Consider the following 14955-nt stretch of genomic DNA (forward strand, 5'->3'; position numbering starts at 1 on the left):
ATAGAAAAATGTCAGTAAGAAAATTAAAACCTATTACCCCGGGTCAGCGATTTAGAGTTGTGAATGGTTATGACGCTATTACAACTGATAAGCCGGAACGCTCTTTGATAGCACCGATAAAAAACTCAGGAGGTAGAAATAGTCAAGGAAAGATGACCATGCGTTATACGGGTGGTGGTCACAAGCAGAGATATCGTATTATCGATTTCAAAAGAACTAAAGATGGAATTCCAGCTACAGTGAAATCAATCGAATACGATCCAAATCGTACTGCGTTTATCGCTTTATTGGCTTATGCTGATGGAGAGAAAACTTATATTATCGCTCAAAACGGATTGAAAGTTGGTCAGAAATTAGTTTCTGGACCAGAATCTCAACCAGAGATCGGTAATACTTTACCTTTAAGCAGAATTCCTCTTGGAACTGTTATATCTTGTATTGAGTTACGTCCAGGACAAGGAGCTGTTATCGCTCGTTCAGCTGGAACTTTTGCTCAGTTAATGGCAAGAGACGGGAAATATGCAACAATTAAAATGCCATCTGGTGAGACAAGATTAATCTTGTTAACATGTTCGGCTACAATTGGAGCTGTTTCTAACTCTGACCACCAATTAGTTGTGTCTGGTAAAGCAGGTAGAACAAGATGGTTAGGAAGAAGACCTAGAACTAGACCAGTAGCGATGAACCCTGTTGATCACCCTATGGGAGGTGGTGAAGGACGTTCTTCTGGAGGGCACCCACGTTCAAGAAACGGATTGCCAGCTAAAGGTTACAGAACTCGTTCTAAGAAAAACCCGAGTAACAAGTATATCGTAGAACGTAGAAAGAAATAATAAGATATGGCACGTTCATTAAAAAAAGGACCTTTCGTTCATTATAAATTAGACAAGAAAGTTCAAGAAAACGTAGAAAGTGGTAAAAATGCAGTTGTTAAGACTTGGTCTAGAGCTTCAATGATTACACCAGATTTCGTTGGACAAACTATCGCAGTTCATAACGGTCGTCAATTTGTACCAGTTTACGTAACAGAAAACATGGTAGGTCACAAATTAGGAGAGTTTTCACCAACTAGATCTTTTAGAGGTCATGCTGGAGCAAAAAATAAAGGTAAAAAATAAAAGAAGCAATGGGAGTTCGTAAAAGAGAAACAGCAGATGCGAGAAAAGAGGCTAATAAGTCTATCGCTTTCGCAAAATTGAATAACTGCCCTACTTCACCTAGAAAAATGCGCTTAGTAGCGGACTTGGTAAGAGGTCAGAAGGTAGAAAGAGCACTTAACATTTTAAGATTCAGTTCTAAAGAAGCTTCAAGAAAATTAGAAAAACTATTATTATCTGCAATCAACAACTGGGAGCAAAAAAATAGTGAAGGTAATTTAGAAGAAGCTGGATTATTTGTTAAAGAGATCAGAGTAGATGGTGGAATGATGTTAAAAAGACTTCGTCCAGCTCCACAAGGTCGTGCACACAGAATAAGAAAACGTTCTAATCACGTAACAATCGTGCTTGGAGCTATCAATAACACACAAAGCAATTCTTAAGCAGCATGGGACAAAAGACAAATCCAATTGGAAATAGACTTGGTATCATCAGAGGATGGGACTCAAACTGGTATGGTGGAAATGATTACGGCGATAAATTAGCTGAGGATCACAAAATCAGAAAGTATATCCATGCTCGTTTATCAAAAGCTAGTGTATCAAAAGTAATCATCGAGAGAACTTTGAAACTTGTAACCGTTACTATCACTACTGCTAGACCTGGTATCATTATCGGAAAAGGCGGACAAGAGGTAGACAAGTTAAAAGAAGAACTTAAGAAAGTTACTGACAAAGAGGTTCAAATTAACATCTTTGAAATTAAAAGACCTGAGCTAGATGCTTATCTTGTGGCTACAAGCATCGCTCGTCAAATCGAAAGCCGTATTTCTTACAGACGTGCAATCAAAATGGCTATTGCTGCTTCTATGCGTATGAACGCTGAGGGTATCAAAGTTTTGATTTCTGGTCGTTTGAATGGTGCAGAGATGGCGCGTTCAGAAGGTTTCAAAGAAGGTAGAATTCCTCTATCAACTTTCAGAGCTGACATTGATTATGCTTTGGCTGAAGCTCACACTACTTACGGTAGAATGGGTATCAAAGTATGGATCATGAAAGGTGAAGTTTACGGTAAGAGAGAACTTTCTCCACTTGCTGGAATGGACAAAAAACAATCTGGTACAGGTGGTGGAAAAGGTGGAGATGCTCCTAGAGGCAAATCTAACTTTAACAAAGGTGGAAAACCAGACGCTCGTAAAAGAAAGTAAATTTTTAAACTAAAGAAAAATGTTACAGCCTAAAAGAACAAAATACCGTAAGGTACAAAAAGGTAGAATGAAGGGTAACTCTCAAAGAGGGCATGAACTTTCAAATGGAATGTTTGGTATTAAATCTGTACATGAAGATGGAATGTTCTTAACATCTCGTCAAATCGAAGCTGCGCGTATCGCTGCAACTCGTTACATGAAGAGAGAGGGACAATTATGGATTAAAATTTTCCCAGACAAACCTATCACTAAGAAACCTCTTGAAGTACGTATGGGTAAAGGTAAAGGAGCAGTTGAGTATTGGGCTGCTGTTGTTAAACCAGGAAGAATTATGTTTGAAGTTGGAGGAGTTCCATTGTCAGTTGCAAAAGAGGCTTTACGTCTTGCAGCTCAAAAACTTCCAGTAAAAACTAAGTTCGTCGTTGCTAGAGATTTCGAAGCATAATTTATATTTATTATGAAACAATCAGAAATAAAAGATCTTTCTGCAGCGGAGTTGCAAGAAAAGCTTAGTCAAACTAAGAAAGTATATGCTGACCTAAAAATGGCTCATGCTATTTCTCCAATTGCTAACCCACTTCAAATTAGAAGCGTTAGAAGAACAGTTGCAAGATTGGCTACAGAGTTAACTAAAAGAGAGTTACAATAATTGTATTCTGCTGAAAGATGGAAGAAAAAAGAAATTTAAGAAAAGAAAGAATAGGTGTTGTTACTTCAAATAAGATGGATAAATCTATCGTTATTTCTGAAGTAAGAAAAGTAAAACACCCATTATACGGTAAGTTCGTGTTGAAAACTAAGAAATATGTTGCACACGACGAAAAAAACGACTGTAACATTGGAGATACTGTAAGAATTAGCGAAACGCGTCCTTTAAGTAAAACAAAATGTTGGAGATTAGTTGAAATCTTAGAAAGAGCTAAATAATTATGGTACAACAAGAATCAAGACTAAAAGTAGCAGATAACACGGGAGCTAAGGAAGTTTTAACTATTCGTGTTTTAGGAGGTACTAAAAGAAGATATGCCTCTGTTGGTGACAAAATTGTAGTTTCTATCAAAGATGCAACTCCAAACGGAAACGTGAAAAAAGGAGCTGTTTCAACTGCAGTTGTTGTACGTACTAAAAAAGAAGTGAGAAGAGCTGATGGTTCTTATATCCGTTTCGATGACAATGCATGTGTTCTTTTGAATGCTGCAGGGGAAATGAGAGGAACTCGTGTTTTTGGTCCGGTAGCAAGAGAACTTCGTGAAAAACAATTCATGAAAATTGTATCATTAGCACCAGAAGTGCTTTAATTCGTTTTAAGATGATAAAGCTAAAAATAAAATCAGGAGATATCGTAAGAGTTATTGCTGGAGACCATAAAGGTGCTGAAGGTAAAGTTTTACGTGTTTACCGTGAAAAAAACAAAGCGATAGTTGAAGGTGTGAACTTGGTTTCAAAACATACTAAACCAAGTGCTAAAAACCCTCAAGGTGGTATCGTTAAGAAAGAAGCTTCTATTCAAATTTCTAACATTGCTTTAATTGATCCTAAAACTAAGGAAACAACTAGAGTAGGTATTAGAGTAGAAGGAGATAAGAAAGTAAGATTTTCAAAAAAATCTAATCAAGTACTATAGTAATGGCATATACACCTAGACTAAAAGAAGAATATAAGAGTAGAGTAATCTCTGCTCTTAAAGAAGAGTTCGGATATACAAACGTAATGCAAGTTCCAAAACTTGAAAAAATCGTTTTGAGCCGTGGAGTTGGTGCAGCTGTATCTGATAAAAAACTTATTGACTATGCAGTTGATGAGTTAACAAAGATCACTGGACAAAAAGCAGTTTCTACAATCTCTAAGAAAGACGTTGCGTCTTTCAAATTGAGAAAAGGAATGCCTATTGGGGCAAAAGTTACTTTACGTGGAGAAAGAATGTATGAGTTTTTAGATAGACTTATTACTTCTGCTTTACCACGTGTAAGAGATTTCAGTGGTATTAAAGCTACTGGTTTCGACGGAAGGGGTAACTACAATCTTGGAGTTTTAGAGCAAATCATTTTCCCAGAAATTGATATTGACAAAGTAAACAAAATTTCAGGAATGGATATTACTTTTGTTACTACTGCAAAAACTGATAAGGAAGCAAAGTCATTATTGGCTGAATTAGGATTACCTTTTAAAAAGAATTAAGACATGGCTAAAGAATCAATGAAAGCCCGCGAGGTGAAAAGAGAGAAAACGGTAGCTAAGTATGCTGAGAAGAGAAAAGCTTTATTAGAAGCTGGAGACTACGAAGGTTTACAAAGATTACCTAAAAATGCTTCACCAGTTCGTTTACACAACCGTTGTAAATTAACAGGTAGACCTAGAGGTTATATCCGTCAATTCGGTATTTCACGTGTAACTTTCCGTGAAATGGCTAACAATGGATTAATTCCAGGAGTTAAAAAGGCTTCTTGGTAATCTCGCAATAAGTTATTACTTTTGCAAACCAAAAAATAATTTTTAATTGATTAAAGGTTCGGGAAACGAGTGTTTCCCGAAAACCATAATCGCAATCAAATACATATGTATACAGATCCTATTGCAGATTATTTGACTAGAGTTCGTAACGCTGTGGCTGCAAACCACAAAGTTGTTGAAATTCCAGCATCTAATCTAAAAAAAGAGATAACTAAGATCTTATTTGATCAAGGTTACATCTTGAGTTACAAATTTGAGCAGAACACTGTACAAGGTTCTATCAAAATTGCTTTGAAGTATGATAAAGATACTAAAGAGCCTGTAATCAAAGATATCCAAAGAATTAGTAAACCTGGTTTACGTAAGTACGCAGGTGCTGCCAAATTACCAAGAATCCTTAATGGATTAGGAATTGCTATCGTTTCTACATCAAAAGGTTTGATGACTGGAAAACAAGCGAAGCAATTAAATGTAGGTGGTGAAGTAATTTGTTACGTATACTAATTTTAAACACTAGATAAGATGTCAAGAATAGGTAAAAGCCCAATTGTAATTCCTGCTGGTGTAACTGTTGAAGTTAAAGACGGTAGTATTACAGTAAAAGGAAAAAGAGGTCAACTAACTCAGGAGTTTTCGGACGTAACTGTAAAAGTTGAAGGTGATCAAATCGTAGTAGAAAGATCATCTGATTATAAAGACCAAAGAGCAAAACACGGATTATACAGAGCATTAATCAGTAACATGATTGTTGGTGTATCTGAAGGTTTTACAAAAGAACTTGAATTAGTTGGAGTTGGTTATAGAGCTTCAAACCAAGGACAAAAGTTAGATTTAGCTCTTGGATATTCTCACAATATTGTTTTAGAAATTGCTCCAGAAGTATCTCTAGAAACAATATCTGAAAAAGGTAAGAACCCAATCGTAAAATTAACATCATTTGATAAACAACTTTTAGGACAAGTTGCTGCGAAAATCAGAGGTTTCCGTAAGCCAGAGCCATACAAAGGAAAAGGTGTTAAATTTGTGGGTGAAGTATTAAGAAGAAAAGCAGGTAAATCAGCTTAAAATATAAGATTATGTCATTAACAAAATCTGAAAGAAGACAGAGAATTAAATTCAGAATTAGAAAATCGGTTAGTGGTTCTGCTGCAAGACCAAGACTTTCTGTATTTAGAAGTAATAAAGAAATTTACGCTCAAATCATTGATGATGTAAATGGAGTTACTATCTTAGCTGCATCTTCTAGAGAAAAAGAAATAGGAAAAGGTACTAACGTTGAAGTAGCTGCTGCTGTTGGAAAATTAGTTGCAGAGAAAGCGTTAAAAGCTGGGATCGATACTATCACTTTCGATAGAGGTGGGTATTTATATCACGGTCGTATTAAATCATTAGCAGAAGGCGCAAGAGCCGCTGGACTTAAATTCTAATATATTATGTCTAAATACAAAAATGTAGAATTGGTAAAACCTAGTGGTCTTGAATTAAAAGATCGTCTAGTTAGTGTTAATCGTGTTACTAAAGTTACAAAAGGAGGTAGAGCTTTCGGTTTTTCTGCTATTGTAGTTGTAGGTGATGAAAATGGAGTAGTTGGTCACGGATTAGGAAAATCTAAAGACGTTTCTGAAGCAATTGCGAAAGCAGTAGAAGATGCAAAGAAAAACTTAGTTAGAATTCCTTTAAATGGTCAATCAGTTCCTCACGAACAAAAAGGTAAATTTGGTGGTGCACGCGTATTCTTAATTCCAGCATCTCATGGTACTGGAGTTATCGCTGGTGGAGCTGTTCGTTCAGTTCTTGAGTCAGTAGGTATTCACGATGTATTGTCTAAATCTCAAGGATCATCAAATCCACATAACGTAGTAAAAGCAACTTTTGATGCTTTATTGCAAATGAGAAGCGCTCACACTGTTGCAAAACAAAGAGGTGTTTCTTTAGAGAAAGTTTTTAAAGGTTAATTAGGAAATTATGGCTAAATTATTAGTAAAACAAGTAAGAAGCAAAATCAACTGCCCTCTTTCTCAAAAGAGAGGTTTGGAAGCTTTAGGTCTACGTAAAATTGGACAAGTTGTGGAGCATGAGTCAAATCCTGCTATCCTTGGGATGATAAACAAAGTTAAACACTTAGTTTCTGTTGAAGAAGCTAAATAACAAATACTGTTATGAATTTAAGTAACTTACAACCTGCTGAAGGATCTACACACAATCAAAATAAAAGATTAGGTAGAGGAGAAGGCTCTGGAAAAGGTGGTACCGCTGCAAGAGGACACAAAGGAGCTAAATCTCGTTCTGGTTATTCTAAAAAGATTGGTTTTGAAGGAGGACAAATGCCACTTCAAAGACGTGTACCTAAGTTTGGTTTCAAAAACATCAATCGTAAAGAATACGAAGGTGTTAATTTAGATACTCTTCAATTACTAGTTGACAATGGTGCAATTACTGATTCTGTATCAATGGCAGAATTTGTAGCAAATCGTCTAGCTACTAAAAATGAAATCGTTAAGATTTTAGGTAGAGGAGAATTGAAAGCAAAATTAAAAGTAACTGCCCACAAATTTACTGCTACTGCAAAAGCTGCTATCGAAGCTGCTGGTGGAGAAGCTGTAACTATATAACTTATCTATTAAGATGAAGAAATTTATTGAATCAATAAGTAATGTTTGGAAAATCGAAGAACTAAAGAATAGAATCTTAATTACTTTAGGATTACTTTTAGTATATCGTTTTGGAGCACACGTTACGCTTCCTGGAATTGACGCAACGCAATTGACTGGTTTAGCGGGACAAACTAAAAATGGTCTAGGATCTATTCTAGACATGTTCACCGGGGGTGCTTTCTCTAAGGCTTCAGTTTTTGCCTTAGGTATCATGCCTTATATTTCTGCGTCTATTGTTGTTCAGTTAATGGGAATTGCGATTCCATATTTACAAAAACTTCAAAATGATGGGGAAAGTGGTAGAAAAAAGATTAATCAAATCACTCGTTGGTTGACAATCGCTATCACATTGGTTCAAGGTCCAACTTATATCTATAATTTATACAGAACATTGCCTAGTAATGCATTTTTGCTAGGCTTTAATTCACCTGAATTTTTGTTCTCGTCTGTTATCATTTTAGTTACAGGTACAATTTTTGCTATGTGGCTTGGTGAGAAAATTACAGATAAAGGTATTGGAAATGGTATTTCATTGTTAATTATGGTTGGTATTTTAGCACGTTTACCGCAAGCTTTTATTCAAGAGTTTACAACACGTGTTACCAATAACAATGGAGGTCCAATGTTATTAGTTATTGAAATTATTGTGTGGCTGTTAGTTATCATTTCTTGTGTATTGCTTACAATGGCAGTACGTAAAATTCCAGTACAATACGCTCGTCGTACAACAACTGGAGATTACGAGCAAGATTTGGCAGGAGGTAATAGACAATGGATTCCTCTAAAGCTTAATGCTTCTGGAGTTATGCCAATCATTTTTGCTCAGGCAATTATGTTTATCCCTGCAGCAGTGGCTGGATTGTCTAAATCAGATACATCACAATCTATTGTTGGTGCATTTAGTAATATGTTTGGTTTCTGGTATAATTTTGTTTTTGCAACTTTAATTATTGTATTTACATTCTTTTATACTGCAATCACCGTTCCTACTAACAAAATGGCTGATGATTTAAAAAGAAGCGGTGGTTTTATTCCAGGCGTACGTCCAGGAGCAGAAACTTCTGATTTCCTTGATAAAGTGATGTCTTTAATAACTTTCCCAGGATCTTTATTCCTTGCTTTGATTGCTGTGTTCCCAGCTATTGTTGTAAGTATTATGGATGTACAACAATCTTGGGCAATGTTTTTTGGAGGTACCTCATTAATAATTATGGTTGGAGTTGCAATAGATACTATTCAACAAATCAATTCATACTTGTTAAACAAACATTATGATGGTTTAATGAAGACTGGTAAAAATAGAAAAGCGGTAGCTTAATATATTTATGGCAAAACAATCAGCAATAGAACAAGACGGATCAATTATAGAAGCATTATCTAATGCAATGTTCCGTGTAGAGTTAGAAAATGGACATATTGTAATTGCTCATATTTCTGGTAAAATGCGTATGCATTACATCAAATTATTACCTGGTGATAAAGTGAAACTAGAAATGAGTCCTTACGATTTGTCAAAAGCAAGAATTACTTATCGATATTAAAGGATATTCACTATGAAAGTTAGAGCATCAGTAAAAAAGAGAAGTGCCGAGTGCATTATCGTGCGTAGAAAAGGGAGACTGTACGTAATAAACAAAAAGAATCCTAGATTTAAACAAAGACAAGGATAATTATGGCAAGAATAGCAGGGGTAGATATCCCAAAAAACAAAAGAGGTGTTATCGCACTTACCTATATTTTCGGATTAGGAAAAAGTAGAGCTATTGAGATTTTAGAAAAAGCTCAAGTTAGCCAAGATAAAAAAGTTCAAGATTGGAATGATGACGAGATCGGAGCGATTCGTGAAGCTGTTTCATTTTACAAAATTGAAGGAGAATTACGTTCTGAAATTTCTTTAAACATTAAACGTTTAATGGATATTGGATGTTACAGAGGTATTCGTCATAGATCTGGTCTTCCATTAAGAGGACAAAGAACTAAAAACAACTCAAGAACAAGAAAAGGTAAAAGAAAAACTGTTGCTAACAAGAAAAAAGCAACTAAATAATAAGTAATATGGCTAAAGCAACTGCAAAAAAACGTAAAGTTATCGTTGAATCAACGGGTGAGGCTCATATTTCTGCCACTTTTAATAACATTATTATTTCTTTGACTAATAAGAAAGGTGAAGTTATCTCTTGGTCTTCAGCTGGTAAAATGGGTTTCAGAGGTTCTAAAAAGAACACTCCTTATGCGGCTCAAATGGCAGCAGAAGATTGCGCTAAAGTAGCACTTGAGGCAGGACTTAAAAAAGTGAAAGTTTATGTAAAAGGACCAGGTAACGGACGTGAGTCTGCTATCCGTTCTATTCATAACGGTGGAATTGAAGTTACTGAAATTATTGATGTTACTCCAATGCCACACAACGGATGTCGTCCTCCAAAAAGACGTAGAGTTTAATTTTTTATTTTTATAGTATAAACAAGGTAGAACATAGATTATCGAAGGATTAGACCTGAATTCATAATTTCTACCTTAAATTTTTTTTAAAATGGCAAGATATACTGGTCCTAAAACCAAAATCGCTCGTAAATTTGGCGAAGCAATCTTCGGAGATGATAAATCTTTCGAAAAAAGAAATTACCCACCTGGACAACACGGGATGGCTAAAAAAAGAGGAAAAAAATCTGAGTACGCTGTTCAGTTAATGGAAAAGCAAAAAGCTAAATATTCTTATGGAATTTTAGAAAAACAATTCAGAAATTTATTCGAAAAAGCATCAGCAACTAAAGGAGTAACTGGTGAAGTTTTATTACAATTATGCGAGGCAAGATTGGATAATGTTGTTTTTAGAATGGGAATTGCTCCATCTAGAAGAGGTGCGCGTCAAATCGTTTCTCACAGACACATTACTGTAAATGGAGAGGTTGTTAATATTCCTTCTTACCACCTTAAGCCTGGTGATAAAGTTGCAGTTCGTGAAAAATCTAAATCTTTAGAAGCTATCGAACGTTCTTTATCAAATTCAAGTCATGTTTATGAATGGATTACTTGGAACAATGATCTTAAAGAAGGAACTTTCGTTTCTGTACCTGCGAGACTTCAAATTCCAGAAAACATTAAAGAACAATTAATCGTAGAGTTGTACAACAAATAATAATTGACTTAGTCGAAATTTATGGCAATATTTAATTTTCAAAAGCCCGATAAAGTTATCATGATCGATTCAACCGATTTTGAAGGTAAATTTGAGTTTAGACCTTTAGAACCTGGTTACGGATTGACAGTTGGTAATGCACTTAGAAGAGTTTTGCTTTCAGCGTTAGAAGGTTATGCAATTACATCTGTTCGTATCGAAGGTGTAGATCATGAGTTTTCTACTATTTCAGGTGTTGTTGAGGATGTTACCGAAATTATCCTTAATCTAAAACAAGTACGTTTCAAACGTCAGATTGAAGATATCGATAATGAATCAGTTACTATTTCTGTTTCTGGTAAAGATCAATTAACAGCAGGTGATTTTCAAAAATTTATTTCAGGTTTCCAAGTTCTAAATCCAGACCTTGTAATCTGTAATTTAGATTCTAAAATCAAATTGAATTTCGATTTAACTATCGAAAAAGGTAGAGGATACGTGCCTGCTGAAGAGAACAAAAAACAGAATGCTGCAATTGGAACGATTTTTACAGATTCTATTTTTACTCCGGTAAAAAATGTAAAATATGCAATCGAAAATTTCCGTGTAGAGCAAAAAACAGATTACGAAAAGTTAGTTTTTGAAATCAAAACTGATGGATCTATTAATCCAAAAGATGCTCTTACTGAAGCTGCTAAAGTTTTAATTCACCATTTCATGTTATTCTCTGATGAAAGAATTACACTTGAGGCTGACGAAATTGCACAAACAGAATCGTATGATGAAGAGTCATTGCATATGAGACAATTGCTTAAAACTAAGCTTGTTGATATGGATTTATCTGTGAGAGCATTAAATTGCTTGAAAGCGGCTGAAGTTGATACACTTGGTGATTTAGTATCGTTCAATAAAAATGACCTAATGAAATTCCGTAATTTTGGTAAAAAATCTTTAACTGAACTTGATGAACTTGTTGCAGTGAAGAATTTAACTTTCGGAATGGATTTAGCTAAATACAAATTAGATAAAGAATAATTTACTTCATATTTTGCTCTCCATGGTGGATTGTAGCAAGATGAAGATAAAAAAAACACGTCATGAGACACGGAAAAAAATTCAACCACTTAAGCAGACAGACTGGACATAGAAAAGCTATGTTAGCTAATATGGCTTGCTCTCTTATTGAGCACAAACGTATTAACACTACTGTTGCTAAAGCTAAAGCGCTTAAACAATTTGTTGAGCCTTTAATCACAAAATCAAAAGAGGATACGACTCACAACCGTCGTATTGTTTTTGCTTACTTACGTAGTAAATATGCTGTGACAGATTTGTTCAGAGATGTAGCTGCTAAAGTTGGAGACCGTCCAGGAGGATACACTCGTATCATTAAAGTTGGAAATCGTTTGGGAGATAACGCTGATATGGCGATGATCGAACTTGTTGACTTCAATGAACTTTACAACGGAGGTAAAAAAGAAGTTAAAAAAGCTAAAAGCCGCCGTGGTGGTAAAGCTAAAAAAGCTGAAACTGCTGCTCCAGAAGCTCCTGCTGCTGAAACAGAAACGACAACTGAAGCTTCTGAATAATTATGAAAGTAATCATTCTATAAAAATCAAGGATAAACTAATTTTTAGTTTATCCTTTTTTTTTGATTTTTTTGAAAGCACAAAAATCTAACTTATTTAAAATGATAGGTTTTATTTTTGCGAATGAAAGTTTTGAAAAATCTTGGAATGGCTCTTTTAAAGAAGTAAATTTGCAAAATATCTAATTATAAATGAGGTTTTACTTCATACACAATTAAAAAACAATACAAATTAAAGAATGAAATACACAACACGACAAAGCGCCATTTTATTACTAAGTGATGGAACTATTTTTCATGGAAAGTCTATCGGTATTAGCGGTAAAACTTTTGGTGAAGTTTGTTTTAATACTGGAATGACTGGATACCAAGAGATTTTTACAGATCCTTCTTATTTTGGTCAAATTATGGTTACTACTAATCCGCATATTGGGAATTATGGTATAAATGATTTAGAAGTTGAATCAGAGAGCGTGAAAATTGCTGGTTTAGTTTGTAAAAATTTTAGTTTTAACTATTCTAGAGAAGGTGCTTCTGGAAGTTTGGAAGATTACTTTAAGAAACAAAACTTAATTTGCATTTCGGATGTAGATACGAGAGCTTTGGTTAGTTATATTCGTGATAATGGTGCGATGAATGCTGTTATCTGTACAGATGGAACTTCAATTGAAGACTTGAAAAAAGAGTTGGCTAATGTTCCGAATATGGAAGGTCTGGAGTTAGCATCAAAAGTGTCTACAAAAGAACCTTATTTTATTGGAGACGAAAATGCTGCATACAAAATCTCGGCGCTTGATCTTGGAATTAAAAAGAACATTTTAAGAAACTTTGCAAAAAGAGATTGTTATATTAAGGTGTTTCCTTATGATGCAACTTACGAAGAGTTGAGTGCATTTAACCCAGATGGTTATTTCTTGTCTAATGGTCCTGGTGATCCTGATCCATTACACGGAGTAATAGAAGTTGCCAAAAAAATTATTGCTGATGACAAGCCATTGTTTGGAATTTGTTTAGGACATCAAATTATTGCTTTGGCAAATGGAGTTCAGACTTATAAAATGTTTGGTGGCCACCGTGGGATTAACCACCCTGTAAAAAATCTTATTACAGGTAAAGGCGAGATTACTTCTCAAAATCATGGATTCGCCGTAAAAAGAGAGGCATTAGAAGGTCATCCAGAATTGGAGCTTACACACATACATTTAAACGATGATACGGTTGCGGGCATGAGAATGAAAAATAAAAATTGTTTTTCAGTACAGTACCACCCAGAGGCTAGTCCAGGGCCGCATGATTCGTCATATTTATTTGACCAATTTGTAGAGAATATTAAAAGTAGCAAAGTCTAAAACGATGTAGTTAATAAATAAAGGTGTTTAATGACTAGATTGCGTTTTTAGTATTAAATATTTTTATAATTTCGAAAAAAAAATATAATTTATTAATAAAAAACAAAAATAATGAGTATTATAATTAAAGTTCACGCAAGACAAATTCTTGATTCTAGAGGTAATCCTACTATTGAAGTAGATGTAGTAACTGAAAATGGAGTTTTAGGTAGAGCTGCGGTTCCATCTGGAGCATCAACTGGGGAGCACGAAGCTGTTGAATTACGTGATGGAGGTAAAGCTTATCTAGGTAAAGGTGTTTTGAATGCAGTGAATAATGTAAATACTATTATTGCTGAAGAATTAGTTGGAACTTCTGTTTTCGAACAAAACACAATTGACCAATTAATGATTGATTTAGATGGAACTCCAAACAAATCTAAATTAGGAGCTAATGCTATTTTGGGTGTTTCTTTAGCTGCTGCAAAAGCTGCTGCTAATGAACTTGGTTTGCCATTATACAGATATGTAGGTGGAGTTTCTGCTAATACATTGCCAGTTCCAATGATGAACATCATCAATGGTGGTTCTCACTCTGACGCGCCTATCGCATTTCAAGAGTTTATGATTTTCCCAGTAAAAGCAACTTCTTTTACACATGCTATGCAAATGGGAACCGAAATTTTCCACAACTTGAAAAAAGTATTACACGATAGAGGTTTAAGCACTGCTGTAGGTGATGAAGGAGGTTTTGCTCCAAACTTGGCTGGTGGAACTGAAGATGCTTTAGATACTATCAAATTGGCAGTTGAAAAAGCAGGATATTCTTTCGGTGACGAAATTATGATCGCTCTTGACTGTGCTGCTTCTGAGTTTTATGTAAATGGTAAATACGATTACACTAAATTTGAAGGTGAAACAGGAAAAATCAGAACTTCTGAAGAACAAGCTCAGTACTTAGCTGAACTTGCTGCTAAATATCCAATTATCTCTATCGAAGATGGTATGTATGAAGATGACTGGGATGGATGGAAAGCTTTAACTGAAAAAATCGGAGATAAAGTACAATTAGTAGGTGATGATTTATTTGTTACTAACGTTGCTCGTTTGTCAACTGGTATCGAAAAAGGAATTGCTAATTCAATCTTAGTAAAAGTAAACCAAATTGGTACTTTGACTGAAACTATCGCAGCTGTAAACATGGCTAAAAATGCTGGATATACATCTGTAATGTCTCACCGTTCTGGAGAAACTGAAGATAATACAATTGCAGATTTAGCTGTAGCTTTAAACTGTGGTCAAATTAAAACTGGTTCTGCTTCTCGTTCAGATCGTATGGCAAAATACAACCAATTATTAAGAATCGAAGAAGAACTTGGAAGTACTGCTTATTTCCCTGGTTTAAACGCTTTTAAAATCAAATAATTGAACAAATTATATATTGGAAAGGACCATCCGCCGCCGCGGATGGTTTTTTTTTGGAGTTTTAACAAATTCCTAGCAGTATTCTTTTTT

27 protein-coding genes are annotated in these 14955 nt (G+C 35.0%); all 27 read left to right on the top strand.

What is annotated here, in order from left to right; translation table 11 throughout:
- Positions 1–8 precede the first annotated feature (8 nt).
- Positions 9–833 carry a 50S ribosomal protein L2 gene (rplB, locus tag J7574_RS17285; protein ID WP_008464287.1) on the top strand — a complete coding sequence of 275 codons (825 nt, stop codon included), beginning with the start codon at positions 9–11 and terminating at the stop codon, positions 831–833.
- Between the two features lie 6 nt (positions 834–839).
- Complete coding sequence (gene rpsS / locus J7574_RS17290; RefSeq protein ID WP_008464288.1) at positions 840–1118, top strand: 30S ribosomal protein S19; 279 nt, start codon at positions 840–842, stop codon at positions 1116–1118.
- A gap of 8 nt (positions 1119–1126) precedes the next feature.
- Entirely contained in the window at positions 1127–1540 is a 414-nt protein-coding gene (gene rplV / locus J7574_RS17295) for a 50S ribosomal protein L22 (protein ID WP_007803631.1), read from the top strand.
- A 5-nt stretch (positions 1541–1545) separates the two neighbouring features.
- Positions 1546–2304 (top strand): 30S ribosomal protein S3, encoded by a 759-nt coding sequence (rpsC, locus tag J7574_RS17300; protein ID WP_008464292.1) that lies wholly within the window; start codon positions 1546–1548, stop codon positions 2302–2304.
- Positions 2305–2323: 19 nt separating this feature from the next.
- Entirely contained in the window at positions 2324–2749 is a 426-nt protein-coding gene (gene rplP, locus J7574_RS17305) for a 50S ribosomal protein L16 (RefSeq protein WP_008464295.1), read from the top strand.
- A 12-nt stretch (positions 2750–2761) separates the two neighbouring features.
- Positions 2762–2953, top strand: a complete 192-nt coding sequence (gene rpmC / locus J7574_RS17310) for a 50S ribosomal protein L29 (RefSeq protein ID WP_008464297.1) — start codon at positions 2762–2764, stop codon at positions 2951–2953.
- A 17-nt stretch (positions 2954–2970) separates the two neighbouring features.
- On the top strand, positions 2971–3231 hold the full coding sequence (gene rpsQ / locus J7574_RS17315) for a 30S ribosomal protein S17 (protein ID WP_008464298.1): 261 nt from the start codon (positions 2971–2973) through the stop codon (positions 3229–3231).
- A gap of 2 nt (positions 3232–3233) precedes the next feature.
- Positions 3234–3602, top strand: coding sequence for a 50S ribosomal protein L14 (gene rplN, locus J7574_RS17320; protein WP_007803649.1), 369 nt, complete (start codon positions 3234–3236; stop codon positions 3600–3602).
- Between the two features lie 11 nt (positions 3603–3613).
- Positions 3614–3928, top strand: coding sequence for a 50S ribosomal protein L24 (gene rplX / locus J7574_RS17325; RefSeq protein WP_008464300.1), 315 nt, complete (start codon positions 3614–3616; stop codon positions 3926–3928).
- A gap of 2 nt (positions 3929–3930) precedes the next feature.
- Positions 3931–4482 carry a 50S ribosomal protein L5 gene (rplE, locus tag J7574_RS17330; protein ID WP_017495015.1) on the top strand — a complete coding sequence of 184 codons (552 nt, stop codon included), beginning with the start codon at positions 3931–3933 and terminating at the stop codon, positions 4480–4482.
- Positions 4483–4485: 3 nt separating this feature from the next.
- Positions 4486–4755, top strand: coding sequence for a 30S ribosomal protein S14 (rpsN, locus tag J7574_RS17335; protein ID WP_008464305.1), 270 nt, complete (start codon positions 4486–4488; stop codon positions 4753–4755).
- Between the two features lie 105 nt (positions 4756–4860).
- Positions 4861–5259, top strand: a complete 399-nt coding sequence (gene rpsH / locus J7574_RS17340) for a 30S ribosomal protein S8 (RefSeq protein ID WP_008464306.1) — start codon at positions 4861–4863, stop codon at positions 5257–5259.
- An 18-nt stretch (positions 5260–5277) separates the two neighbouring features.
- On the top strand, positions 5278–5820 hold the full coding sequence (rplF, locus tag J7574_RS17345; RefSeq protein WP_290971412.1) for a 50S ribosomal protein L6: 543 nt from the start codon (positions 5278–5280) through the stop codon (positions 5818–5820).
- A gap of 11 nt (positions 5821–5831) precedes the next feature.
- Positions 5832–6182 carry a 50S ribosomal protein L18 gene (gene rplR, locus J7574_RS17350; RefSeq protein WP_035650451.1) on the top strand — a complete coding sequence of 117 codons (351 nt, stop codon included), beginning with the start codon at positions 5832–5834 and terminating at the stop codon, positions 6180–6182.
- A 3-nt stretch (positions 6183–6185) separates the two neighbouring features.
- Entirely contained in the window at positions 6186–6710 is a 525-nt protein-coding gene (rpsE, locus tag J7574_RS17355) for a 30S ribosomal protein S5 (RefSeq protein WP_085949269.1), read from the top strand.
- A gap of 10 nt (positions 6711–6720) precedes the next feature.
- Positions 6721–6903 (top strand): 50S ribosomal protein L30, encoded by a 183-nt coding sequence (gene rpmD / locus J7574_RS17360; protein WP_008464315.1) that lies wholly within the window; start codon positions 6721–6723, stop codon positions 6901–6903.
- An 11-nt stretch (positions 6904–6914) separates the two neighbouring features.
- Positions 6915–7367, top strand: a complete 453-nt coding sequence (gene rplO / locus J7574_RS17365) for a 50S ribosomal protein L15 (RefSeq protein ID WP_179002200.1) — start codon at positions 6915–6917, stop codon at positions 7365–7367.
- 13 nt (positions 7368–7380) lie between these two features.
- Positions 7381–8727, top strand: coding sequence for a preprotein translocase subunit SecY (gene secY / locus J7574_RS17370; RefSeq protein ID WP_008464318.1), 1347 nt, complete (start codon positions 7381–7383; stop codon positions 8725–8727).
- Positions 8728–8734: 7 nt separating this feature from the next.
- Positions 8735–8950 (top strand): translation initiation factor IF-1, encoded by a 216-nt coding sequence (gene infA / locus J7574_RS17375; RefSeq protein WP_007136545.1) that lies wholly within the window; start codon positions 8735–8737, stop codon positions 8948–8950.
- Positions 8951–8962: 12 nt separating this feature from the next.
- Entirely contained in the window at positions 8963–9079 is a 117-nt protein-coding gene (gene ykgO, locus J7574_RS17380; protein ID WP_002987490.1) for a type B 50S ribosomal protein L36, read from the top strand.
- 2 nt (positions 9080–9081) lie between these two features.
- On the top strand, positions 9082–9456 hold the full coding sequence (gene rpsM / locus J7574_RS17385; RefSeq protein ID WP_008464322.1) for a 30S ribosomal protein S13: 375 nt from the start codon (positions 9082–9084) through the stop codon (positions 9454–9456).
- A gap of 8 nt (positions 9457–9464) precedes the next feature.
- A complete protein-coding gene (rpsK, locus tag J7574_RS17390) occupies positions 9465–9848 on the top strand; it encodes a 30S ribosomal protein S11 (protein WP_026727866.1) in 384 nt (127 codons plus the stop codon).
- Positions 9849–9939: 91 nt separating this feature from the next.
- Positions 9940–10545, top strand: coding sequence for a 30S ribosomal protein S4 (gene rpsD / locus J7574_RS17395; protein WP_008464326.1), 606 nt, complete (start codon positions 9940–9942; stop codon positions 10543–10545).
- Between the two features lie 21 nt (positions 10546–10566).
- On the top strand, positions 10567–11559 hold the full coding sequence (locus J7574_RS17400) for a DNA-directed RNA polymerase subunit alpha (RefSeq protein WP_008464329.1): 993 nt from the start codon (positions 10567–10569) through the stop codon (positions 11557–11559).
- Between the two features lie 62 nt (positions 11560–11621).
- On the top strand, positions 11622–12113 hold the full coding sequence (rplQ, locus tag J7574_RS17405) for a 50S ribosomal protein L17 (RefSeq protein ID WP_095931493.1): 492 nt from the start codon (positions 11622–11624) through the stop codon (positions 12111–12113).
- Positions 12114–12351: 238 nt separating this feature from the next.
- Positions 12352–13461: a glutamine-hydrolyzing carbamoyl-phosphate synthase small subunit gene (gene carA, locus J7574_RS17410; RefSeq protein ID WP_290971432.1), complete on the top strand. Its 1110-nt coding sequence runs from the start codon at positions 12352–12354 to the stop codon at positions 13459–13461.
- Between the two features lie 111 nt (positions 13462–13572).
- Entirely contained in the window at positions 13573–14865 is a 1293-nt protein-coding gene (gene eno, locus J7574_RS17415) for a phosphopyruvate hydratase (RefSeq protein ID WP_132989113.1), read from the top strand.
- Positions 14866–14955: the final 90 nt, after the last annotated feature.

This window comes from Flavobacterium sp. (assembly GCF_017744675.1).
Lineage (GTDB): Bacteria > Bacteroidota > Bacteroidia > Flavobacteriales > Flavobacteriaceae > Flavobacterium.